Source organism: Flavobacterium branchiophilum NBRC 15030 = ATCC 35035 (genome assembly GCF_002217205.1).
In the GTDB taxonomy this organism is placed as follows: Bacteria; Bacteroidota; Bacteroidia; order Flavobacteriales; family Flavobacteriaceae; genus Flavobacterium; species Flavobacterium branchiophilum.
The window spans coordinates 1-25456 of the sequence record NZ_MUGT01000117.1; the positions used below are offsets into that span (position 1 = coordinate 1).

16 protein-coding genes are annotated in these 25456 nt (G+C 34.1%); 4 read left to right on the top strand and 12 right to left on the bottom strand.

Going from position 1 to position 25456, the window contains the following annotated elements; all coding sequences use genetic code 11:
* The first annotated feature begins 417 nt into the window (after window positions 1-417).
* Complete coding sequence (locus B0A58_RS12260) at window positions 418-2685, top strand: M1 family metallopeptidase (protein ID WP_089081296.1); 2268 nt, start codon at window positions 418-420, stop codon at window positions 2683-2685.
* Between the two features lie 245 nt (window positions 2686-2930).
* Here the strand turns inward: B0A58_RS12260 and B0A58_RS12265 are convergent, their stop codons facing one another.
* The 12 genes from B0A58_RS12265 to B0A58_RS12320 form a co-directional block, all read right to left on the bottom strand.
* The gene (locus tag B0A58_RS12265) at window positions 2931-5153 is read right to left on the bottom strand and encodes a glycoside hydrolase family 3 N-terminal domain-containing protein (protein ID WP_089081297.1); all 2223 of its coding nucleotides are present in this window, start codon (window positions 5151-5153) and stop codon (window positions 2931-2933) included.
* 99 nt (window positions 5154-5252) lie between these two features.
* Window positions 5253-6713, bottom strand: a complete 1461-nt coding sequence (locus tag B0A58_RS12270) for a glycoside hydrolase family 30 protein (protein WP_089081298.1) — start codon at window positions 6711-6713, stop codon at window positions 5253-5255.
* Window positions 6714-6727: 14 nt separating this feature from the next.
* On the bottom strand, window positions 6728-8161 hold the full coding sequence (locus B0A58_RS12275; protein WP_089081299.1) for a glycoside hydrolase family 30 protein: 1434 nt from the start codon (window positions 8159-8161) through the stop codon (window positions 6728-6730).
* Window positions 8158-9003 (bottom strand): endonuclease/exonuclease/phosphatase family protein, encoded by an 846-nt coding sequence (locus B0A58_RS12280; RefSeq protein WP_089081300.1) that lies wholly within the window; start codon window positions 9001-9003, stop codon window positions 8158-8160. Before B0A58_RS12280 ends, B0A58_RS12275 begins: the two co-directional genes overlap by 4 nt.
* A gap of 355 nt (window positions 9004-9358) precedes the next feature.
* A complete protein-coding gene (locus tag B0A58_RS12285) occupies window positions 9359-10417 on the bottom strand; it encodes a glycoside hydrolase family 16 protein (protein ID WP_089081301.1) in 1059 nt (352 codons plus the stop codon).
* Window positions 10418-10527: 110 nt separating this feature from the next.
* Entirely contained in the window at window positions 10528-11475 is a 948-nt protein-coding gene (locus B0A58_RS12290; RefSeq protein WP_133063137.1) for a hypothetical protein, read from the bottom strand.
* A 13-nt stretch (window positions 11476-11488) separates the two neighbouring features.
* A complete protein-coding gene (locus B0A58_RS12295; RefSeq protein ID WP_014083863.1) occupies window positions 11489-12610 on the bottom strand; it encodes a hypothetical protein in 1122 nt (373 codons plus the stop codon).
* Between the two features lie 52 nt (window positions 12611-12662).
* A complete protein-coding gene (locus B0A58_RS12300; protein WP_089081303.1) occupies window positions 12663-14171 on the bottom strand; it encodes a RagB/SusD family nutrient uptake outer membrane protein in 1509 nt (502 codons plus the stop codon).
* Between the two features lie 47 nt (window positions 14172-14218).
* Complete coding sequence (locus B0A58_RS12305; RefSeq protein WP_089081304.1) at window positions 14219-17350, bottom strand: SusC/RagA family TonB-linked outer membrane protein; 3132 nt, start codon at window positions 17348-17350, stop codon at window positions 14219-14221.
* Between the two features lie 272 nt (window positions 17351-17622).
* Window positions 17623-20442, bottom strand: a complete 2820-nt coding sequence (locus tag B0A58_RS12310; protein WP_243389496.1) for a triple tyrosine motif-containing protein — start codon at window positions 20440-20442, stop codon at window positions 17623-17625.
* 342 nt (window positions 20443-20784) lie between these two features.
* Complete coding sequence (locus B0A58_RS12315; RefSeq protein WP_089081305.1) at window positions 20785-21153, bottom strand: T9SS type A sorting domain-containing protein; 369 nt, start codon at window positions 21151-21153, stop codon at window positions 20785-20787.
* 84 nt (window positions 21154-21237) lie between these two features.
* Window positions 21238-22095, bottom strand: a complete 858-nt coding sequence (locus B0A58_RS12320) for a hypothetical protein (protein ID WP_089081306.1) — start codon at window positions 22093-22095, stop codon at window positions 21238-21240.
* 838 nt (window positions 22096-22933) lie between these two features.
* On the opposite strand from B0A58_RS12320, the gene B0A58_RS12325 reads away from it, so the two are divergent.
* Genes B0A58_RS12325 through murB form a run of 3 tightly spaced genes read left to right on the top strand, consistent with a single transcriptional unit; the run spans window position 22934 to window position 25339 of the window.
* On the top strand, window positions 22934-23629 hold the full coding sequence (locus tag B0A58_RS12325) for a thioredoxin domain-containing protein (RefSeq protein ID WP_089081307.1): 696 nt from the start codon (window positions 22934-22936) through the stop codon (window positions 23627-23629).
* A gap of 1 nt (window position 23630) precedes the next feature.
* On the top strand, window positions 23631-24302 hold the full coding sequence (locus tag B0A58_RS12330; protein WP_089081308.1) for a DUF2461 domain-containing protein: 672 nt from the start codon (window positions 23631-23633) through the stop codon (window positions 24300-24302).
* A 23-nt stretch (window positions 24303-24325) separates the two neighbouring features.
* The gene (gene murB, locus B0A58_RS12335) at window positions 24326-25339 is read left to right on the top strand and encodes a UDP-N-acetylmuramate dehydrogenase (RefSeq protein ID WP_089081309.1); all 1014 of its coding nucleotides are present in this window, start codon (window positions 24326-24328) and stop codon (window positions 25337-25339) included.
* Window positions 25340-25456: the final 117 nt, after the last annotated feature.

Sequence of the window (25456 nt, forward strand, 5' to 3'; positions counted from 1 at the left end):
AAAAAAAATCGTTGCATAGCTGGGCTACGGAACTATTTTTTTTGAATAATTTTAGCAAAAAAGAACCAATAGATTGGACTATTTTATATGTATATTTGGTATTACTTTACCTTTCTGGGCTTTGCATGAAATAGAACTGGTAACGACGCAGTGCCGAAAAGTAAAGAATGAATCAAGCTTGTTAAAAATAATTAAATACTAACTTATACCAAATATACATATAAAATAATACCAGTTGTAGATAGTCATAATCCATTTTTAGCAAAATACATAGTAGTTTATCATCGTTTTTTGAACTTCGTATTGTAACATTTTCATTTTTTTGAAGACAAACAACTGAAATTATAAAATAACCCTTAAATTTGTATTTATTTCACAAAATTTAAAAAAAAGACAACCTAATTTAAACATTTTAAGATGAAAAACAAAACAATCAAAATCTTGTTGGCATCAGCCCTTGTATTTGGTTTTTCGAGTAGCAGTTTATTAGCTCAGAGTACTGAAAATAAAGTAACTACAACAAATAAATACAATTATAACGATGCATTTGCGCCGTATTTTTATTCTAAAAACGGAACCGATACCCGCTCGGCAAGCGGACAACCAGGTCCAAAATATTGGCAAAACCGTGCCGATTATCAGCTTACAGCTGTATTGAATGACCAAACCAAGGAAATTACAGGAACCGAAGTTTTGACTTACACCAACAACAGCCCCGACAAGATTTCGTTTTTGTGGCTCAATGTCGATCAGAATTTATTTAAATCTGATTCACGAGGCGAGGCGGTAATTCCAACAACAGGTAGTAGAAATGGCGACAAAGGACAAAATTTTGAAGGCGGCCATCGGATTAAATCCTTAAAAATTGCCTATTCTCAAAACGGGAAAACAGTAGAAAAAGAGGCTACATTTGAAATTACCGATACCCGAATGAAAGTAAATTTACCTCAAGAATTGGCTGCAAACGGAGGAACTATCAAATTGAAAATGGAATTTTCGTTTATTTCTCCAATTTACGGGTCGGACAGAATGGGGGTTTTAGACACCAAAAACGGAAAGGTTTTTACCATTGCCCAATGGTATCCTAGGATGTGTGTATATGACGATGTAAAAGGCTGGAACTCCCTACCCTATTTAGGTCAAGGAGAATTTTATTTAGAATATGGCGATTTTGATGTAATGATAACAGCACCCGCCAATCATATTGTAGTAGGATCTGGAGAATTGATAAACGCAAATGAAGTATATACAGCAGAACAACAAAAAAGATGGGCAAAAGCAGCTCAAAGTGATGAAACCGTGATGATTAGAACAGCCGATGAGGTTACCAATACAAACTCTCGTCCAGCTGGAAAAACCAATTTGACTTGGCATTTTAAAATTAAAAATTCAAGAGATTTTTCTTGGGCTTCGTCTGCGGCATTTATTATTGATGCAGCAAAAATCAATTTGCCAAGTGGCAAAAAATCATTGGCCATATCGGCATACCCAATAGAAAGTAATGGCAAAGATGCCTGGAGTCGCTCTACGGAATACACCAAAACTTCTATAGAAAATTATTCTAAACGTTGGTTCGAATACCCTTATCCAGCTGCAACAAATGTTGCAGGTAATGAAGGTGGTATGGAATATCCTGGCATTGTTTTTTGTGGTTGGGAATCAAAAGGAGAAAGCCTTTGGGGAGTTACCGATCATGAGTTTGGACATATATGGTTTCCTATGATTGTGGGATCAAATGAAAGACTATTTGCATGGATGGACGAAGGATTTAATACTTTTATCAACTCTATTTCGTCTGTAGATTTTAATAAAGGCGAATATAAAGCCGCAAAAGAAGATGTACAACAAATGGCAAGTGTATATACAAACGATCAAATTGAACCCATTTTTAGTGCACCAGACAATTTGAAAGAAGCCAATTTAGGCATTTTGGCCTATATGAAACCTGCTAGAGGCCTTACGATGTTGAGAGAAGAAGTTTTGGGCGAAAACCGTTTTGATACTGCTTTCAAAACCTATATAGCAAGATGGGCTTTCAAACATCCAACACCAGACGACTTTTTTAGAACCATCGAAAACGTTTCGGGCGAAGATTTGAACTGGTTTTGGAGAGGTTGGATTATCAACAAATGGAAACTAGACCAAGGGATAAACAAAGTAAGCTACGTGAAAAACGATCCTAAAAAAGGAGCCATCATTCATATTGAGAATTTTGAAAAAATGCCAATGCCAGTTACCCTCGATATTAAAACAAAAGATGGTAAAACAAGCCGTGTAAAACTACCAGTTGAAATTTGGCAACGCAATACCTCATGGGCTTTTAAGCACCCATCTAACGAGGAAATTGAGTCGATAACCATTGATCCAGACCACAACTTACCCGATGTAAATCCTAATAACAACGTGTGGACAGCTGCTACAGCAACCGTAGAAAAAGTTGTAGTTTTGGATCCCTATTTTGGAACATTTTCTAACAAACAAATTCCAATCAAATTTACATTTGTAGAAGAAAATGACCAACTTGTAGCTAAAGTAACAGGGCAACCCGACTTGGTACTTGAAGCTACAACTCCAGATCATTTTAAAGCAGCAGAGGCACCAGGAATTGAATTTAATTTTAATGCCACCAAAACGGAAGTAACCTTTGTATATAACGGAAAATCATTTGTGTTTACAAAAGAATAAACCACACTATTACAAACTACAAAAAGGGACAATCGCCACGTGTGATTGTCCCTTTTTTATTCTAAAAAAAAATACTATATTGTTTTTAATATTTAACCCAAATTACACATTAGACTTCGTAATTTGGGATTAAATAAATAATACGATAATTCTTGTGTTTTTTTCAAAATGTTATAAATATAAAAAACCTAAAATGAAAAATACATTTTAGGTTTTTATATGTTTTTAAAAAAAGAGAACTCGTTTTATGGCAATAGTTCAAATGTACTTTTCAAACGCAAATCAGCTGCAGATGCTCCTATCATGATTTCAAAAGTGCCTGGCTCTGCAACATATTGTAAATCAGCATTATAAAAAGATAATTTTTCTTTATCTATTACAAAAGAGATTGTTTTAGAAGCTCCAGCTTCCAAGGTGATTTTTTGAAAATCTTTAAGTTCCAAAACAGGCCTTATCACAGACCCAAATTGATCTTTGATATACAATTGCACGATTTCGGTTCCAGCATATTTTCCTGTATTTTTGATGGTAGCCTGAACCATGATGCGGTCATTTGTTGTAATTTTTTGGGTAGATAATTTCAAATCGCTATATTCAAACGTAGTATAACTCAAGCCATAACCAAATGGAAACTTTGGCGAATTTTGTAAATCTATGTAAGCTGATTTATATATCTTATCGTCATCCGATTTAGCAGGTCTTCCGGTACTGAAATGGTTGTAATAAATCGGCACTTGCCCTTCCGATCTAGGAAAAGTCATGGGTAATTTTGCAGAAGGATTATAATCGCCAAAAAGGACATCGGCAATGGCATTTCCAGCTTCGGAGCCAAGCCACCAAGTATATAAAATGGTTGGCATATTGTCTGCAGTCCAATTAAAAATTAATGGTCTGCCCGCATTGATCAACACCACTATGGGTTTACCCGTTTTTTGCAATTCCATAATCAAATCTTCCTGTACACCAGGCAGTTGCAAACTGCTTCTGCTTTTGGCTTCGCCACTCATATTGTGTTTTTCGCCCACACTCACCACTACTACATCGGCTTGATGAGCAACGGCAATGGCCTCTTCAAACCCAGATTTGTTAGTGGATAAAACATCACAACCTTTTGCATACAAAAGTTTGGTGTTTTTACCAACTTTTCGTTGCAATCCTTCCCATTGCGACACAATATAGGTAGAATCTATATCTTTCAAATCAACGGCCCAAAAACCATGATTATCCCTTTTGGATTGTACCATTGGGCCAATAAAAGCAATGGTTTTTAAATCTTTGGACAAAGGCAAAACTTGTTTATCATTTTTCAATAAAACAATACTTTTAGCAGCCACTTCTCTAGCTATTTTTGTATGTTCTGGATTATTGAGTGCTTTATTTTGTCGTTCTGGATTACAATATTTAAAAGGATCTTCAAACAAACCAAGTTCCATTTTTTTTCGCAATATACGTCTAACAGCATCATCAATAAGCGCTATTGGCACTTTGTTTTCTTTGACTAAAGTGGCCAAATGGCCAATGTAGGCACTACTTTCCATATCCATATCGCTACCCGCTAACAGGGCTTTTTCAGCTGCTTGTTTATAATCTTTGGCATATCCATGAGCCACCATTTCGCCAATAGACCCCCAATCTGAAACTACAAAACCTTGAAACTGCCATTTTCCTTTCAAAATATCTCTTTGAATATGCTTGTTTGCAGTAGCTGGAATTCCATTTATATCATTAAAAGCATTCATAAATGTAGCGGCTCCAGCATCTAAAGCAGCTTTAAAGGGAGGTAAATAGGTTTCCCACAACATGCGTTCGCTTAAATCTACAGAATTATAATCACGTCCGCCAACGGCAGCCCCATAAGCTGCAAAATGTTTGACACAGGCCATAACCGAATGAACATCGCCCAAATTGGCTTGAAATCCTTTGACTCTTGCAAACGCAATTTTGGAACCTAAATAAGTATCTTCGCCAGCACCTTCCATAACACGCCCCCATCGAGGGTCTCGAGAAATATCTACCATAGGAGCAAACGTCCAATGAATACCACTTGATGAGGCTTCTGTGGCTGCTATCCTAGCCGACTTTTCGATGGCTTCTACATCCCAACTTGCCGCTTCGGCCAACGGAATTGGAAATGTAGTTTTATAACCATGAATGACATCTAACCCAAAAAGTAATGGGATTTTCAATCGAGATTGCATGGCCAGTTCTTGATATTGTCGGGTATATTGTGCCCCTAATATATTAAGCATCGAACCTATTTTTCCAGCCTTGATTTCCTCCTTTTTATTAGGATTTATTGTTAAAGGGCCTGTTAGCGTATTATCGCCCGTATATTGATTCAATTGACCAATTTTTTCCTCGAGAGTCATTTTGTTCATCAGATCTGCTACACGTTGATCAATACTTTTTTGTTGCGAAAAAGTTGCCATTGTAGCAAAAAATAACGAAAGAACAGCCGTTTTCTTCATTTTATTTATTGTTTTTTAGTTTATTTTATTGCAATTTCTATTATTAATACTAATTTAAAACTTTGAATTTTAATATTTTAATATTCAAACCTTATTTTTTTAAAAAACTACCGTTTGAATACTATGGGGCAAAATATCGAGAGCCACAGCACTTGCACCAATACACAAATAATACTTTACATTTTGATTGGTTTCATTCATTATAATGGTAGTCAATTTGCCGTTTGGATTCAAAAATGAGGTTGTAAGCAGTTGGCTTCTGCTAGCTACACTGCTTACTCTATAAGCATTTTTATCAATAAATTTTGAAAAATGTCCCATAAAATAATAACTTGGTGTATAAATTAAATTGCCAGACTGACTATCGGCATGGATTGGAGCAAAACAAAAATTTTGAACATGATTTGGTCCACCATTTTCGTCTAATAAAATATTCCAATCTGTCCAGCCCACCGTTCCATTGTTAAAATCATGAATCATAGACCTGCCATACCGTTCACCATTTGACCACAATTGGTACTTTGATGGGTCAAAACGCTCCACACAACCTTCTGTAAACATTAAATTTTTGTTTGGATACAAGTCGTTTACATGCTTAATGTTTTCGAACATTGGGTTGCCCCCACTCCAATTTTCGTACCAATGAAAACCAACACCCCACGCATATTGGCTGGCTTTACTATCGCTTAAAATTACATGAGCTCTTTGTGAAATCAAATCTCGATTATGATCCCAAACAATGATTTTCTTTTGTCCTAAACCTGCTTTTTTTAGCGTTGGCCCCAAATAATTTTTCAAAAAATCACGTTCCTCTTCGGCGGTATATATACATGATTCCCATCGTTGTTTGGCCATTGGCTCATTCTGAATAGTTAAACCCCATACATTTAAACCTTCATTTTGAAGGGCATTGATGTATTTTACATAATAATTTGCCCACGATTGATAATATTCTGGCAATAATTTACCTCCCTCTAACATGCTTTGATTGTCTTTCATAAATGCTGGTGGCGACCACGGACTTACATAAAAAGTATAGGAATTGCCAATGGTTTGTAAGGCTCTTTTAAGCAAAGGCAACCTGAATTTTTGGTCGTGTGCTAGGCTAAAAGTTTTTAAATCTTTGTCGCCTTCTTGAACATAAGTATAGGAATGAGAGCTAAAATCGCAACTGTGCATGTTGGTTCTTACAACTGTATAACCAATACCTTTTGTTTTAGAGAAATATGCCTCTAGCAATTCTTGTTGTTTATCTGGATTCAAACGAGCAAAAACCTCAGCACTGGCATCGGTTATGGCACCACCAATTCCTAAAAACTTTTGAAATTTTTTTTCAGGATTAACAAAAATACAAATTTGAGTTTCCAAAGGTTGCTTCATTGTTTCAAAATGGTAAATTTTGTCATCTTTTGACAATCGTAATAGACTGTTGTCTGCAGATGTATATACCTCAACAGTTCTATTATTTACAGAAAAAGTAGAGGGATTGGTATTTTTTTTATTTTGAGAAAAAACAAAAAAAGTTGTTAATAAATGTACAAAAATAGTTATTTTTTTCATTATAAATAATTTTATTAAAAAATATATGAAGCAACACTACCCCCTTGCAAAGTAGCGGTTGCCCATTTTCCGTTAAATTTAATATTAAAAACCTCCGTATTATTGCTATCATTTACAACGACTAGAACGATTTTTCCCGACGGTGTTTTGAAAGCAACATTATACAAATTTCCAGATATATTAGAAGCAATTCTAACACTATTTGCAGGAACAAATTTTGAAGCATGAGCCACAATGTAATAAGCTACATTTTTAGTATAACTTTCGGCACTATTTATGGTAATGGCACCTTTACATTCTGTACAACCACCAGGTGTATGTGGCTGAAATAAAGCATCATTGGCCAAATTCCATTCTAATGCAGTCTTACTCCAATTACGCATGGAACCAATAACAACATTTTTGAGGTGCCATTTTAAATCACCACTAAATGACCCCGACGACCCCGTCCATTGTTCTGTAAAATAAATATTTTTATTAGGAAATGAATTATGAATATTTGTTAAAACACTAATATCTCCTGCATATAAATGAAAAGCCGACCCTTCTACAAATGGGTTTGCAGCAGCATCATTTAATATAGACAAAGGGTATTCGGGTTTGTCGCAATTGTGGTCATACACAATAATTTTTGTTGTAATACCTGCAGCAACAAAGGCTGGGCCTAAATGATTTTTTATAAAATCTGCTTGCTGACTAGCCGTCATGAGCATACTTGGATTGTTACCAGGGTGCAAAGGTTCATTTTGAGGTGTAACTGCCTGAATAGCAATTCCTTGTTGTTGCATTTGTTTGATATATTTGACAAAATATTGTGCATATACAGCATAATATTGTGGTTGAAGGCTCCCTCCTACCGTTTGACCATTGTCTTTCATCCAAACTGGTGGAGACCAAGGTGTTGCAATAATTTTAATATTGGGATTGATGGCCAATATAGATTGTAACATTTGAATCAACTCATTGTCTGGTGATAAGCTGAATTGAGAAAGGTTGTTATCGGTTTGACCTTGAGGCAAATCGTTATAAGAAAATACACTACTATTCAAATCAGAAGCCCCAATACTTATTCGTAGGTAATTGATACCAATGGAAGTATTTGAATTTCCAAACAGATTTTGTAACAATTCTTGTTTTTTGGCACTTGTCAATTGGTTGATTACAGAAACGCTGCCGCCTGTTAGTGTATATCCAAAACCGTCTATCGATTGAAAAGTTTGGGTATCATTGATTTCGATATTTGCAAAATTATTAAAAGTATTGCCAAAATTTAATACTGTATTTTGTTTTTCTAAAAGTACAGAGGCATCCGATTTGGTTATCCAAAATTCAATATCGCTTGATGTTGGTATAGGAGATGGAGTTGTCTCAGGCTGCATGACATCTGAAGAAGTGGAGCAACTGGCTAGTAACAACCCACAAAATAGAGTAAGAATTTTTATTTTCATTTTTTTAAAATTAATTCAACAAAAACAGGTAAATGATCAGAAGGATATTTAAGGTTTATGGCATCGCTTAAAATGGCATATTTTTGAACAAAAAAGGGATTCTCTTTAGATAAAAATATATAATCAATCAATAAGGTTACAGGTTCGTTATGTTTAAAATTATTAAAAGTGCCACTGGGTCCATAAGGTTTGTTTATACTTATATCTCTAGCATCGTTTAGCAAAGACTTTACATGCTGTATTCTTGGTGAACTGGGATCCAAATTGAAATCTCCCATCAAAAAAACAGGTAACTTAGCAACATTTAAAACTTGTATTTGGTTTAAAATGAGGGCTAAACCTTTTGTTCGGGCTTCTTCGCCAAGATGGTCCAAATGGGTGTTGAAAACCCAAAATGTTTTATTAGTAAGAATATCATTTAATAGAACATACGTACAAACCCTATTGCAAGCTGCATCCCAGCCTTTTGATACTGTATCAGGTGTTTCTGAAAGCCAAAAAGTATGCTGTTTGAGTAATTTAAACCTTTTTTTATGATAAAAAATATGAGAAGATTCGCCTTGCCCATTGCCATCTCTGCCTGTACCAGCAGCAGCATATTGCTCGAGTGAACTTCTAATATCTTGTACTTGATTTGGTTTTGCCTCTTGAACACCAAAAATATCTGGTTCATAAAACTGTAATTGAGAACAAAAAAATGATTTCCTGTTTTCCCAACTATTTTCGCCATCTGATGCTATATCTAACCTAATATTGTAGGTCATCATTTTCAATGATTGTGCGTTGCTTTTTTGAAAAAACAAAACAGAAAATAGCAATAAAATGGTGATTTTGTCCTTCATTAAGTATTAATTGTTATTGGTTATTGGTTGATGGTTGATGGTTGATGGTTGATGGTTGATGGTTGATGGTTGATGGTTGATGGTTGATGGTTGATGGTTGATGGTTGATGGTTGATGGTTGATGGTTGATGGTTAATGGTTGATGGTTGATGGTTGATGGTTGATGGTTAATGGTTTATTGTAATGTTAATCTTATAAATATTTTAATCTTTCAATCTTTCAATTTTTCAATCTTTCAATCTTTCAATCTTTTCAATCTTTCAATCTTTTAATCTTTTAATTAAATTTTAAATTCTACAAATGCTTCTGCTAAAAAATAACAGAAGCCATTTATAGAAATAACAAATACAAACAACTATTGATAAACTCTAATATAATCTATTTCAAAAGTAGTTCCAACAAAATTTGGATCTACAGTACCACCCCAGCCGCCCATAGCGGTATTCAAAATAAAAAAGAAATTGTTATTAAAAGGCAAAGTACTGTTATTGGCAAGGGCATAAAACTGTACATTATCTACCAAAAACTTGATTTCTGTGGCATTCCAAACTAACGAATAAATATGAAATTCTGTCGTTGCATTTGAAATAGTGGTAATGCCTGTATTAGCATTGCCACCATAATTATTGGGGCTATGCAAAGAACCATGAATTTTATTTGGCTCGCTACCTAAATGTTCCATTATATCAATTTCGCCACAAGAAGGCCAATTGACAGTTGTTATATTATCGCCAAGCATCCATAGTGCAGGCCAAGTTCCCGCCCCCGAAGGTAATTTGGCTTTGATATCTACCCTGCCATATTTGAAAGAAAATTTACCTTTTGAAAGGAGTCTTGCAGAGGTATAGGCACTGCCACCAAAGGCTTCTTTTTTTGTTATAATTTTTAGTGTTCCGTTTGAAACGACAGAATTATCTAATCTATTAGTATAATATTGTATTTCATTATTACCCCAACCACTATTTCCAATATCATAACCCCATTTGGAACCATCGGGAGCTCCATCGACGTTAAATTCATCTTGCCATAAGATTCCAGCATTTTTAAGTACAGTAAGGGTTTTGTTTCCAGAAATAAATTGAGTACCATTGTATGCCGATACATAAACTGTATATGTACTTGTTCCCATATTTGTAAACGTATAGCTAAAAATACCCGTAGTGGAGTTGATGGTTTCGTTGCCAATCAAAATTTTATAAGACGTTGCATTGGTTGCAGTAAGCGTAAAATTGACAACTCCTGTACCATCTCCATTTGGAAAAGCAGTACTACTGCCCACAATATCGGTATTGATAACCAAATTTGTTGGTGCTGGTGTTGAATTGTTGTTTTCGCCTCCTGAACTTCCAGAACTGCATCCAAAACAAAACAAAATGCTCATGATAAATAACATTATGGTATATTTGATTTTCATTTTTATTAGTTTTTTATATTAATTGACTATAATTCTTTATTGTGTTGTAATGATATAAAAAAGCTGTTCTAAAACAACTGATTAGAACAGCTTTATGTTGAAGTAAAAAATTAAATTGATTTTAATTTGATGTACCAAGCATTACCAGTTTCGGTTCCTTGTACTCTTAGATACATGGCTGTAGCCGAAATGGAAATAATTTGGTATTCTTTTTTCAAAGAACCATATCCAATATAAGTAGTATTGCCTGCTAATTGAATACTGGTTTGTAAATTCATAGTTGAAAAAGATACACCAGAACTTGGTGGAATAAAACTAAAGTTTGTAGTACCGCCGCTGTAGCTATAACAGCCTTCGTCGCCAGAGGCTGGAATACCTGGAATAGAAGCCAACGAACCCGTTTTTGTAAAGGCACCATCTGGATTGGTAACTTGCAAGGTATAATTTGTTGAAGAAACTTTGGTGAATTTGAAAGTTGTGGTATAAAAACAATTACAACAATTTACTTTTTCATTGATGGCTGCAGACCACCATTCTGGAGTAACAGAACTTGTATTCCAAGGACCAACGCCAAAATGTCCAGGAATGGATTTATCTACAACCCAAGTTTTGCTTGAATCGTTGGTTAAAAAAGTAACAACTGAAGTTTCTGGGTTAAAAGAACTAAAAACAGTTACTTCTTTGGTTGCCGAGGTTGATGTACCACCTGCGCCATAAGCTACTACTGTAATGCGATAAGTATGTGTGCCTAGTGAAGTAAAAGTTTTGGACACTTTACCATTTGGCAATGCTACAAACTCTTCTGTATCAGTAAAGTTTGTTACATCTTTATAAGCAATTTTATAAGCCAAAACATTGTTGGCCGTAGCTACTATATTTACAACTCCAGTGCCATCGCCGTTTGGATTTGCAGTTGTTTTGCCTACAACATCGGCAGTAATTGACAAGTTACTTGGATTGGTCAAATCGCCAAGTGTATAATCTTCGGAGGCACAACTCGTTAAAAAAAGTGCCAATCCCGAAAATAATCCTATAATTTTGATTAAATTCTTGTTCATAATTTGTATCATTTTAATTTGTTATTCGAATGTTGTCCACATAAAAAACTTCGCCTGTACCAGCATTGCCATCATCAAAACGTAGCACCAACTGACCAAAACGAGCTGTTGCTGGAATAGCAGTAATGGTACTAAAATCAAATACCAATTCTTCCCAAGCTCCCGATGTGGTAAAAGCTGTTTTTAAAACGGCAACACCATTAGCAGTTGCTCCAGTTCCTGATACTGCTGCTTCTAGCTCTACATTTACTTTTTTTCCGATATTAGCCGCAACAGGATTATAAACTAACATTTTTACTTTTTTACCATGAGCAAAATTAATTGGAATATTTAACGGACTATAAGTGCCACTCCATGATGCTGCACCTGTAGTTTTTTCGTATTTACCAACAGTGGCACTTGTGTTTAAACCCGTGGCACTAGGATTGGCAACTTTTGAAAAGTTTACATTTCCAAATGTTCCAAAGAAATAATCCATAGTAGGACTTTCAAAATCTAAAGGAAAACCAAACAATGTTTTAGTATAAACTGTAGTGGCAGCACCACCGCTAAGCGCAACAACTTTCAATTGATAAGGGCCTCCAGCTGGATAAATATGGGCTGGCAAAGTACCCGTAGCCAATAAGCTGCTATTAACGGTGGTAGTCATCAAAGTACCAGTTTCATTTGCTACATCGCCATAATAAACTTTAAAACCAGAAGTGTAATTGGCAGTAGCTGTAAGGGCCATATCGCTATTTACAGTTACATTCAAATTTTCTGGAGCTCTATAAGTAACTACCAAAGGATAGGTAGTAGTAGTGGCATTTCCCGAAATACTGTATGTTGTAATCGACACGGTATAATTGCCTTCTGGATAGGTATGAATGGCACTTGTTCCAGCGGCTACTGTGGCTGTTGCAGCTGCACCAGTGCCGTGTCCAAAGGCAATCAAAAAACTACTCCCCCCATTGGCAAGGGGTGTAATACGAACTTTTCCTGAATTATCAGTACTTATATCAAAAATTTTTGCATAATCGCTTGATGTGGCACTATTCAAAAAAGATACATCTTTATCAACTCCTTCTGGAGTTTCGCAACTTACAAGTATAGCTGCAAAAAAAGCTATACTGTAAAATAATTTTAATTTTTTCATAAATATAAATATTTTTTGATTATTGATCCTGTTTTATAACTCAAATAAATTCTTAATTATAACCAGGATTTTGAACCAATTTTGTATTTTCTAATTCTTTATAAGGAATAGGAAAAATTTCATGTTTTCCAGCTACAAATCCTCTACTTGCCAGTTTAGTAGCGGCATCTCCCCAACGTACCAAATCAAAAAACCGGTGTCCTTCTCCAGCCAATTCCAATCGTCTTTCATTTTTGATTGCAGTCAATGAAACTGGCACAGATGCTAATCCTACTCTAGCTCTAACGGCGTCTAAAAGGGCTTGGGCTCTTGCTCCTGTTCCTCCAAGTGCTTCTGCTTCAAGTAAATAAGTATCTGCCAATCGTATTACATAAGTATCTTGTTTGTAATTTAAAACGGCATCACCTTGTCCAGTAGTAACATCTGATTGTCTTGGTACAAATTTATTTAAAAAATAACCTGTATCCTGATAACCAGCAATATAGTCTGCTGTTCCTGCTAGTTTCATGGCTTTTAAATCTAAAACGGTAGCTCCAAAACGAGGGTCGAGTTTTATGGCATCATACAAATCTTGTGTAATCATATTAAAACTCCAACCCGAAGGCAAACTTGGTGCCGAAGGACTTATTTTAACATAACCACGAGGGCCAACCATCACATTTACAGAATTTCCTTCGTCTTTTCCAGAACCCCAAATGCCCCAGTAAGAATTTCCTGTACTGGTGTGGGCCACTTCTAAAATAGATTCAGAGTTAAATTTATTGGAAGTATTCCATAAATCGCTAAAATTAGATAATAATTTATAACCAAAAGCACTTGTACTTCCTGGTGTTCCGTTTACCTCTGCCAATTGTGCAGCCGCCAACGCATTTTTTCCATTATACAAATATACTTTTCCTAAAATGGCTTTAGCAGCCCCTTTTGAAATACGACCAGACTCGGACGAAGGGATGCTGGTAGGCAAATCGTTGATAGCACTTAACAAGTCATTTTCTATTTGAGTATATACTGCGGCTGGAGTTGCTTGCGGAATATTGTACATGTTTTCGGTAGTAACTGGTTCTAATATCAAAGGAATGTTTTTGAACATTCTAACCAAATTAAAATAATACAAAGCCCTCAAAGCTTTTGTTTCTGCTACAAATCGAACTTTTTCGTTGTTGTCCATTTGTGTATTAGGCAACTTTTGCAATAAAATATTAGCATTGGCTATACCCTGAAAATGGTCGTTCCAAAAACTAACGGGCATTGTTGTACCCGAGGCAGTATAATTCGAAAAAGCTTGGATACCAATTCCATCGGATGAACCCCCCCCGCCAGCAACATGATCGTCTGATCCGGCGTTCATCATGGTGATCATGTTTTCAAAACCTCCTGAATTTTTTCTTAATCCATCATATACGGCTACCAAACCCGAAAAAGCTTGATCTTTATTTTGATAATAATTGGCAGACAAATATTGCCCAGTTGGGGTTTGTTCCAAAAAATCTTTGGTACAAGAAGTCAAAGCGGTTACAGATAATCCTGCGATGACAAAATATTTTAAATTTTTGATTTTCATAGTAGTTAATATTAATAATGTAACATTATAAATTAAATCTAAAGTGATTAAAATTGAACATTGGCACCAAACATAAAGGTTCTGGCTTGTGGATAAAATCCTCTATCAACTCCCATTACAGTACCTCCAATTTCTGGATCGAAACCTGTATATTTTGTTAAAGTTAATAGATTTTCACCAGTTACAAAAAACCTTACTTTACTTGCTCCTATTCTGTCCAAATATTTATTTGGAATGGCATAACCCAATTGCACCACTTTTAAACGGATGTAATCGCCTTTTTGCAAATAAAAATCAGACATATTGGTAAAATTGCCATTGGTATCATCATTAGTCAATCGAGGGAAATCATTAGATGTACCTTCGCCATGCCAACGAGACAAAGCTACTGTTTGATAATTGCTGTTGGCAATATCTAATCGTCTCAAACCTTGGAATATTTTATTACCCGCAACACCTTGAGTAAAAACCATCAAATCAAACCCTTTATAATCAGCATTAAATGTAAATCCAAAAGTATATTTAGGAATAGGACTTCCTAAAAAAGTTTTGTCGTCATTTGTAATTTTTCCATCACCATTAGCATCTACCCAACGAAAATCTCCTGGTTTTGCTGTAGGTTGAATAGGAGTACCATTGACTGCATAAGCATTGATTTCGGCTTGGTTCTGAAAAATACCAGCGGTTTGAAACCCATAAAAAGAATTGTAAGCTTGCCCTACTTGTGTACGTGTTACAATACCCATCGATTGAAAGCCTGGGGCGTCTTGAGTTAGAAAATCTACACCAGTTCCAATATTTGTAACTGTGTTTTTTAAGGTAGAAAAATTCAAATTGGCTGACAAATTCAAACTTTTGATCGATTTTTTATAGCCCAATTCTATTTCTAAACCTTTATTTTCCATATCGGCCACATTTGCCCACGGATTTTGGATTACCCCAACATATCCAGGCACTACTTTTTGTTGTAAAATACCCGATGTTTTCTTTTTATAATATTCAACCGTCAAAGTAAAATCATTTAATATTTTGGCATCAAATCCAAAATTTGTTTGTGCGGTCTCTTCCCAATGTAAACTTGGATTATCCAATGTTACAGGAGCATAACCAGTAGTAATGCCACCCGTTTGACCAAATGTATAATTAGCACCTCCATTAATTAATGATAAATATTGAAAATCTGATAAACTACCAACATTTCCAGTAACTCCATAGCCACCACGTATTTTTAAGGAATTGACATATTTGTTGTCTTTCCAAAAATCTTCTTTAGATACAATCCAACCTAACGATGCTGAAGGAAAATTACCATATTTTTTATCAGATCCAAATCGTGAAGCTCCATCACGTCTGATAATACCTGTAAAAAGGTATTTCTCTTTATAGTCATAATTCAACCTAGCAAAAATAGAAGACAATTTCAATGGTGTAAATGTAACTGAATAACCTGTTTTATTAGCTGCAGGCAAAACAAAGTTAAAAGAGGCTTCTTGATAATTATTTGTTGGCAAATCGGCATGTGTAACACCCGAAACGTATCCGTTACCAAAAACACTTGCTTCTTGCGAAACTAAAAACAAGAAATTATGGTCAGCTACTTTTTTAGCATACGTCAAAGCGTTGTTGATTGTCCAATCAAATCCTGTATTGCTTGTTCTGGTAAGGGTGTTTTGTACCACACTATTGGCAGAGGCATTCAAATAATATTTTGGAGTGAAATATTCGTTGCCCCAAAACGATTTTTTACCACTAAAAGTTGTTTTAAACTTCAAACCTGGCAATATATTAGCCTCCAAAAAGGCACTGGCTACTAAATCGTCTGACCAACCAAAATTACCCAATTGGGTTTTAGAATAAGCTACAGGATTGACAATTTCTTGCCCCACCAAAGATGAAATACCATAAGGATTGCCATTAGTATCTCTAATAATATACGGAGACAAAAATCCCATAGACAAAGCAACTGTAGGATCTGTAACTACCAATGGGGTAATAGGATCCAAATTGACAGCCGAACTCAAAACACCACCAAATTCACTATTCAGAGTTCCTATACCTACTTGTTTTTGATGGGTATATGCCAATGTTTGACCAATAGAAAAAGTTTTTGATATTTTATGATTTGAATTTAACCTAAAATTCTTTTTCTCATAGTTAGACACTTCAGTTGTTACAATTCCTTCTTGGTTTTGCAATCCGATAGAAACATAAAAATTAGACACATCGTTTCCACCATTAAAACTCAACTCGTGGTTATACCTTTTGGCTCCATTGTTAAAAATTTGTTTTTGCCAATCAGTACCAACACCCAAAGCACTTAAATTTGGAAACAATACATTGCCACCACTAGCCACAGATTTTTCGTTCATCAAGGCACCATATTGAGTAGCATTTAACATTTGTAATGTTTTGGCTGGCCCTGCAACTCCAGTAAAACCTGAATAATTTACTGTTATTTTACCTTTTTTACCTTTTTTAGTAGTAATCAAAATAACGCCACTCGCTGCACGAGTTCCATAGATAGCTGCCGAAGCGGCGTCTTTCAAAACTTCCATCGATTCGATGTCTGATTGATTCAAAAATCCCATAGCATCACCTGTTACTACCACACCATCAATTACCCATAAAGGATTATTTCCTGCTCCAAAAGTAGTAATACCACGTACTCGAATGGTTGAAGCCGAACCTGGCGAACCAGAATTTGAAGCAATAGTTACCCCAGATACTCGTCCTTGAAGGGCTTGTTCCACACGACCATTTGGCACTTTTTCTAAATCTTTGGCACTCACTTTTGAAATGGCTCCCGTATTTACACTTTTCTTTTGTGTGCCATAACCCACATTCACTACAACTTCTTCAAGTGTATTTTTATCCTCAGACAAATTGATAGTCATTGGAGTATCAGAAATGGTTACTTCTTTTGTAACGTATCCTAAATACGAAATTACTAAGGTTTGGGCATTAGACGGAGCATTCAAAGTAAATTTTCCATCAAAATCTGTCGATGCTGTTACCTTTGTTCCTTTTACTACCACATTGGCACTTGGAAGCGGTATGCCGTTAGACAACACCACTCCAGAAACCTTTTTTTGAGCCGTTGCTGTTGCAACAAATATTAAAAAAATAGAGGCCAAAAAAAAGAATTTCCTAAAACTTTCTGAAAATAGCTTTAAATTCATAAGCTGATCATTTTTAATTTGTTAATAATATTAATGTTAAAGTTTTGTAAAAGTATTTGTAATTTCTATTCCATTAATATTAAGAACCTCAACAAAAAATATACATTATGAATTTTTTTTATATTTTTTTTATATTTTTCATAAACTATCAATAAATCAAGCCCTTTAGCATTTTTGAAAATTATATTTTTTACGATTTTTTTTATAATTAAAAAAAACGAAAAGGTTAATGTTGTGGTAATGTTGTGTTTTTTTGATTCAAACTTGTATAGTTAAATGCCCAATATATAATTAACAAGTCCCGCATCATGCTCTAAATTTAATTTTTTTCGCAATCGGTATCTTTTCACTTCTACACTCCTAATGGATATGTGCAACATTGGTGCTATTTCTTTCGACGATAAATTCAATCGCAAATAGGCACATAGTTTCAAATCGCTTGGAGTTAAACTCGGGTGGGCCGTTTTCATTTTCTTTAAAAAATCTTTATCAGTAGTATCATAAGCTTCTCTAAACTTGTTCCAATTGTCCTCTTCGGTGATGTTTTTATTTATCGTCGAAATCATCGATTTGATGCTTCTGTTCTCGCTTTCTTTTGATGTTTTCTTCAAATCTTCTTTAATCAGTTCCAATAATTCATTTTTCTTTATCAAACTCATGGTCGAAACGGCCAATTCTTTGCTTTTTGCATCAACATCCTGCGACAATTGTTCGTTTTTAAGTTTCATCAATTGTTGCTCATTTTCCAATGCCGCTATTTCTAACAAACGATTATTCTCTGCTATCAATTTTTGTTCTTGTTTTTGATAATATAGTTTATAAAATTTATTGATGTAATAGGCCATTACACCAAATACAACAAAATAAATTAGCAAGGCCAAAGTCGATGCATACCAAGGTTTTTTTATAGTAAATCGATACATGGCCTCGTTTTCGCTGTTGGTGTTAGCAATTTTTGCCTTCACCTTAAAAACATAGTCCCCTGGCTCTAAATTTTTAAAATTTACTGTTGTTTTAGAACTCCATTCGCTCCATTCATTTTGCAAACCAACCAAAACATATTGGTATTCTACATCCAAAAATTTATTGTATTGTGGCACCGTAAAATTAAAAACCAAATTATTAGCATCATGCGACAAAGTACCTGTTTCTGTTATAGATAGATTGTCGTTGGAACTATTGAGTTTATTTACCGTAATGTTAGTTATATAAATTCGTTGTGGTTTTACTTTAAAATCATACAAATTGATGATAAAATAGCCGTCTGTTTTTCCCACTAAATATTCGTTATTGGCAATTTGAGCTATATTTTCGTAACCAATCATAGGAAAAATGGTTGAAAATGGGATTGGAATTTTATGTTTCTTTAAATTGGAATCAAAATTACCCGAAGTAAAATAATACATATAATGCTTTGTAAAAAACCACATTTTATTGGTATTGTCAATATTCATTTTTCCAGAAATGTATTCGTTATTCATAAATATTTGACTCATCGAAACTTCTTTTTCAAACCCATTGGTTTGATTATTCAATCTGAAAATGCCTTGTTTTCCAGCATAAAAAATTTGACCATTATATTGTGCCAAACTAATGTGCTTTCCTTTGATTGGATGGTTTAAAATGCTAAAATGCTTGACTTTAGAAAAATCTTGATCAGGAATTATCTTCAATATTCCTTTGTATTCATGCCCAACATAGATGTCATTTTTATTTGATACTTCAAAATATCTTGACGAAATATCATATCCTTGCAACTTATTTCTAAAAACCCAACTGCCATTTTGCTCTTCTAAAACCGACAACCCATTGTAATTGCCTTGCAAAATTAAATGTGGGGCATGGGGCAATACGTTAAATTTCCAGGTGCCCGATTGTTTGTATATTATTTGAATCGAATTTTTTTGTATTAAAAATGTTCCCATATCGTGGCCACAAAACAATTGATTTTTATATGGAAACAACGTCCAAACTTGTCCTTTTGTGCCTGTAACAAACCGAAAAGCTTCATTAGAATTCCATTTTTTGTAATACAAACCTTGATTTGTACCTATATAAATGTTGTCTTCAAATTTAGCCGAGGCATACACCGTTCCTAAAAAACCAACGTCGTCTTTATAATTTTTTATTGGCGATTGCAAATTGATACAATTAATACCGTTATCCAAACCCAACCACAAATTATTATCAGAATCTTCGTTCAAACACAAAACCGTATTGTTACTCAAACCCATATTTTGAGTAATGTGGTATTTAATTTTTCCCGCATGGTTAAGAATGTAAATACCATTTGAAATAGTACCCAACGCAAAGCCACCATCGGACAATTTTTGAGCACAAAAAATAGAATTCGGCTTCAATTCAGCCTCTGATTCAAAATGAAAGGGCATTATTTGATCGCCCTCCAGTTTAAAAACTCCTGCACGCTCCGTTTGAAGTAATAAACCCAAATCGGTTTTAAATATTTCTACTATACGGTTGTTTTTTATTTGTTCATCATTGGTAATCAGTTGGCTTTTGCCATTTACTATTTCAAAAATACCTTCGCCAATCGCTTGAAAATAAATCGAATTATTTACCTTATAACATCTAAATATATACGGATGATTTTTTATTATTTGAAAGTTTTTACTTTTTGTGTTATACACATAAATCCTATTAAATGATTGAAACAAGATATATTGATCCAAACTTAAAATGTTCCAAAAATGTTCGTCTTCTATCAATTGTTTTTTTATCGCACTACTCAACGACGTATATACTAATTTGCCATTTGTTTGCCTTTTCCAATACCCAAACTCCATATAACACCCCATAAAAATTTTGTCGTCCACAACTTTAACAGACCGGATAATGGTTTCATTTGGCGAAGGATACAAGGTCCAATTGGCCCCGTTAAACTCCATAAGTCCTTCATTATTAGCAAAATACATATAATGATTACGATCCTGCGTAATCATCCAGCTCTGATTGCCCGCACCATACGTGCTGGTATTGTATTGAATAATGGGAGGCAATTCTTGTGCCACACTTACATCAAATAGAAGACAAACCAAAATAAATACAAATAAATTTTTACATGTATCAATCATATAAACTATTTTAATAATTATTAATATATTTTGTGTAAATTTTAATTTCAAAACAATACCATCAAATACAACAAACAGCTGTTTTTTATGGGCGTGCCCCTCCGTAAAAACTTCGGGTCGGGCTATCCGTTGCAATCTTTTTTGCCCCAAANNTTCCACTGCTATCCCTCACGCAAAAAACGGTAACAAACAGCCCCTATTCAAAAAAAGTAACAGCAATATTTAATATTAAAATAAAAAAAAATCAAAATTTGAAGCTAAAGGTACTATTTTTTTAATAAAACACAAAAAAGCACGACTTTAAATACATAAAGTCGTGCTTTTTTAAAAAAATTTAAAAATTTATTCTTTCACAAAACGAATGGCTTGACTTGCAGAAGCCGTTTTAGCTTGTAAAAAATATACACCTTTTTCCAATCCAGCTACATCAACAGATGCGGCCATTTGGTTCAAAGAAACCGCTTTAACTTTTTGTCCCAAGGTATTATAAATTTCTACAGATTGTATCATTTCTTTTGCATTCAAATACAATACATGACTTGCAGGATTCGGATACATTTCAATAGCTGTTTTGTCAAAAACATTGGTATTCAATACAGCAGCACCAAACTTCACATCGTCAAAATAATATGTTTTTTCGCCTGCAGTTGCTCCATTGGTTCCAAAATTGAAGAAAATTGAAGCTTTATTGAAGTTATAAGCTAAATTCATTGCAGCCGTTCCAGTGGCCTGATTGGCAAAATCAAATTCTAAAGTTTGCCAGCCCGAAGCAGTTGTTACGGTAGCCTCTGTTTCTCAAGAATGTGTAGCATCTGAACGATCCTCAACTTTCAAACGAACAGGAATTCCCGCATTTGGCGACCATACTCTAACATTCATCTTTTTGTTTGTAGCTGTAAATGGAATATTGGTGGCAAACCCCAATCCTGCAGCTGCAGAAACGGTTGTACCTGCCCATGGTTGTGCCGTAGCAGATTTAATTACTTTAACCACTTTGTTAGTGGACAATGTTGGATCTGTAACAATTGAAGAGCTTTCTGCCCCTTCAAAACCAATTACTCCATAATCTACCGTGGTACCTTCAAAAGTAGTAGGCAAATCCATTTGTGTTAAAGTACTAACAGGTGCAGTAGTAAGTGAAATGTCATCAAACAAAAAAGTATAATCTGCTGTGCCATTGCCCATGGTACCCAAATCAAAAATAAAAACCAATTTATTACAAACCGTCAAAGCGTTTGAAGGAATTAAACTATAATCTACAGATAATTCTGTCCAAGCATTGGCCGTGTTGATGGTTACTTCTTTTTCGTAAGAAATAGTACTAGTTGGATTTTCTACTTTCAATAGTAATTTGGCTCCAGTACGGGGTGAGTAAACCTTTAATTTGAATAATTTAGTAGTAGTAAAATCCATAGTCGATGACAACGTAAGATAACTTCCGCCCCAAACCTGACCAGCATTTTTAACCATTTTACAAACAGTAGCACTGGTATTGATACCACTACTTTGTGGATTGGCAATTTTAGTAACCACTCCTCCATCAAAATCTGTAAAAGTATAAGTTGTTGAACTAGATTCAAAATCTAATGGCAACGTTTGTGAGAATCCTAATGCTGAAAATAGCATCATTGATAAAAAAGTAATTTTTTTCATAATAAAAAAATTTATGGGTTAGATTACAAATATACATACCTATTAAAAATTTCATCATGAATAATGATGATTAAAACCATACCATTAGCAACAGGTTGTTTATTACCATATATCACTCATTATCATTATATTAAATGAAATTTATAACATTTTTTTTGTCCAATACTTGGTTGCTAAATTGCATTTTGTATAGGTATTGTATAGGTATTTTAGTTGCAATTCATAATTCGATTTATTTTTATTTACATCATTAATTTAATAATTTTCCTGAAAATTAAATTTAAAAACTTTAAAATCAATAAACTAGCCATTAAACATCAACTATGAAGTAAAAAATAGCCTCGCTATGCAATGGCAATTAATTTAATAAAAAATGTCTTGGTAATTTGATTTTGTTATTGAAGTAATATTTGTAATTTTACCCCAATTATTTTTAAAAAAAATTAAGTAGATCTTATTAATTATGCCATCACGTTATTTAGTTAAATCTTACCGTTTTACTATATTGATATAAAAGATACAAATTTTTCAAATTATTGGTGCATGAATGATAATTGTATAGCAATAGATGACTTTTCGTAACGCATTCCTAATTGTCAAAGTGCTGCATTAGCTTTGCGTGAAATGTAAGATACAGATACAACGAAAAGCATGAATGACGTTTAATTCAAAAAGTTGAAAACTAATTTGTATGCTATAAAATTGAATCTGTACTGATTAGGAATCAATATAATTGAATGACATAAAAAATAAGTATTGAATAATTAAAAAAATAGTCCAATTATTAATAAATATAAAATAATATAATTAAATAACTACGTTACAAAATTTATCAATTATGAAATTAAAATACTATTTATTGTTAATGAGTTTGATGTTGCAAATAAATTGTAAAGGACAAAATGCTGAAAATGTACATACTATTGAAGCATTGGCTTTTTCAAATCAGTTGCACAACATGGCGAAACCACAATTAGTTGATGTAAGAACTTTGGAAGAATTTCAAAAACAACATATTGAAGGGGCAGCAAATATCAATTGGAATGGAGACCAATTTGAGTCCGAAATTTCAAAATTGGACCATACAAAACCAGTATTTGTGTATTGTATGAGCGGCGGCAGAAGCCACAAGGCAGCGTTGAAAATGGCAACAATGGGTTTTCAAAACATTATAGAACTGTCGGGAGGAATTATGAAATGGAATGCCGCAGGACTAAACCAAAAAACATCCAAAATTATTGGTATTTGTCCACAAGAATATGCCGAATTAACCGCTTCCAATACTAAAGTTCTGATTGATTTTTATGCAGAGTGGTGTGCTCCATGTCAAAAAATGAAAGGCTTTTTAACACAGATGGAAAAAAACGATACCAAACAACTGAAAATAATAAGACTTAATGCTGATGAACATCCAACCATGATAAAGGAATTGAACATTTCAGAATTGCCAACATTGTTATTGTATGAAAACAATAAGTTAATTTGGAAACATTCAGGATATATTTCGGAAATAGACTTAAAAAAACAATTATAAAATGACAACAGTACAACTTCAATTTTTAGAAGACTTAAAACATAACAATCATAAAGAGTGGTTTCACGACAACAAAAAAGCATTTGAGCATTATAAGCAAGGGTACCATCAAATGATAGCCCAAGTTTTAGAATTGATGAAACCATTGGACACTCGATTAGCACCATTGGAAGTCAAAAATTGTACATTTAGAATTAATCGCGATATACGATTTGCAAAGGACAAATCACCATATAAAACCAATATGGGGTTTTGGTTTAGTACCAACAAAAACAGAAAAAATGCCCCAGGCTATTATGTACATTATGAAAAAGGAGCTTCGTTTTTGGCGGGAGGTGTTTGGTGTCCAGAGGTGGATGAACTGAAAAATATACGCAAAGAAATAGCTTTTTTTCATGACGATTTGACACAAATTACAAACCATGCCGATTTTAAATCCATTTATGGTGATTTTGACAAATCAGATGCTGTTTTACTAAAAAAAGCACCAAAGGGATTTGATCCTAACCATGAAGCAATAGCATTTTTAAAATTAAAAAGTTTTACTGCCTCTACCCCTATTGCAGATGACTTGTTTTTAGATCCCAATTTTGCTTCGATTATTGTACCTCAATTATTGGTTTTAAAACCATTAAATGACTTTTTAACAAGAGCCTTAACTACTGATAATTAATAAATTAAACCCATAAAACAAAAATGGAAGTATATTCTAATGTTTCATTGAAACCATACAACACATTTGGAATTGATGTGTTAGCAAAAAAACTAGTAATAATTGATTCCATTGATGCTTTGAAAACGGCTTTGGACACCTATAAAGATGAACCAAAATTAATTTTAGGTGGTGGAAGCAATTTATTATTGACACAAAATATTGAAGCAGTAGTTTTGCAAATCAATTTGAAAGGCATTTCAATAATAAAAGAAACGGAGGAACATGTTTGGGTGGCGGCTCAAGCTGGCGAAAACTGGCACGACTTTGTATTATGGTGTATTGAAAATGAATATGGAGGCATCGAAAACATGTCGTTGATTCCAGGAAATGTAGGCACAACGCCTGTTCAAAACATTGGAGCTTATGGTGTAGAAGTACAAGATGTGATGGAAAGTTGCACAGCCATTTCAATTGATAATCAAGAGTTTGAAACGTTTTCAAATGCCGCATGTCAATTTGGATATAGAGAAAGTATTTTTAAAAACGAAGCTAAAAACAAGTATATTATTACATCAGTAGTTTTTAAATTGACTAAAAAAAACCACACCCTACATGTGGCTTATGGCGACATTGCACTCGAACTCCAAAAGCTTGCCATCAACAAACCTACAATCAAAGAGGTTAGCCAAGCCATTATCAATATTAGAAAATCTAAATTACCTAATCCGAAAGACCTTGGCAATAGTGGTAGTTTTTTTAAAAATCCGATTATATCCAAAGCCCGTTTTAGTCAAATTCAAGCAAAATTTCCAAATATCAAATATTTTGATATATCAGCTACTGAAGTAAAAGTGCCTGCTGGTTGGCTTATAGAACAAGCCGGATTTAAAGGTAAAAGAATTGGTGATGCTGGAGTACATCAAAATCAGGCTTTAGTATTGGTAAATTATGGTGGTGCAACAGGAAAAGACATTTTGGAACTGTCTCAAAAAATACAAGCTACCATTTTGGAAACGTTTGGTATTTTTATAGAGGCCGAAGTTAATATTTTATAAAATATTGTATGCCTTTTTAGATAATTAAAATAAGTAAAATACACGTTATATTTGTATCAAATCGTTATTTTTACCTTATTAACCTAAAGTTTTTTTTATACTGGTCTAGCCCCCTAT

Coding starts and splice junctions, on each gene's coding strand:
- B0A58_RS12315 (WP_089081305.1), bottom strand. CDS start 21,153: ATGAATTTAGCTTATAACTTCAATAAAGCTTCAATTTTCTTCAATTTT.
- B0A58_RS12260 (WP_089081296.1), top strand. CDS start 418: ATGAAAAACAAAACAATCAAAATCTTGTTGGCATCAGCCCTTGTATTT.
- B0A58_RS12305 (WP_089081304.1), bottom strand. CDS start 17,350: ATGAATTTAAAGCTATTTTCAGAAAGTTTTAGGAAATTCTTTTTTTTG.
- B0A58_RS12330 (WP_089081308.1), top strand. CDS start 23,631: ATGACAACAGTACAACTTCAATTTTTAGAAGACTTAAAACATAACAAT.
- B0A58_RS12325 (WP_089081307.1), top strand. CDS start 22,934: ATGAAATTAAAATACTATTTATTGTTAATGAGTTTGATGTTGCAAATA.
- B0A58_RS12270 (WP_089081298.1), bottom strand. CDS start 6,713: ATGAAAAAAATAACTATTTTTGTACATTTATTAACAACTTTTTTTGTT.
- B0A58_RS12295 (WP_014083863.1), bottom strand. CDS start 12,610: ATGAAAAAATTAAAATTATTTTACAGTATAGCTTTTTTTGCAGCTATA.
- B0A58_RS12290 (WP_133063137.1), bottom strand. CDS start 11,475: ATGAACAAGAATTTAATCAAAATTATAGGATTATTTTCGGGATTGGCA.
- B0A58_RS12300 (WP_089081303.1), bottom strand. CDS start 14,171: ATGAAAATCAAAAATTTAAAATATTTTGTCATCGCAGGATTATCTGTA.
- murB (WP_089081309.1), top strand. CDS start 24,326: ATGGAAGTATATTCTAATGTTTCATTGAAACCATACAACACATTTGGA.
- B0A58_RS12285 (WP_089081301.1), bottom strand. CDS start 10,417: ATGAAAATCAAATATACCATAATGTTATTTATCATGAGCATTTTGTTT.
- B0A58_RS12310 (WP_243389496.1), bottom strand. CDS start 20,442: ATGATTGATACATGTAAAAATTTATTTGTATTTATTTTGGTTTGTCTT.
- B0A58_RS12280 (WP_089081300.1), bottom strand. CDS start 9,003: ATGAAGGACAAAATCACCATTTTATTGCTATTTTCTGTTTTGTTTTTT.
- B0A58_RS12265 (WP_089081297.1), bottom strand. CDS start 5,153: ATGAAGAAAACGGCTGTTCTTTCGTTATTTTTTGCTACAATGGCAACT.
- B0A58_RS12275 (WP_089081299.1), bottom strand. CDS start 8,161: ATGAAAATAAAAATTCTTACTCTATTTTGTGGGTTGTTACTAGCCAGT.
- B0A58_RS12320 (WP_089081306.1), bottom strand. CDS start 22,095: ATGAAAAAAATTACTTTTTTATCAATGATGCTATTTTCAGCATTAGGA.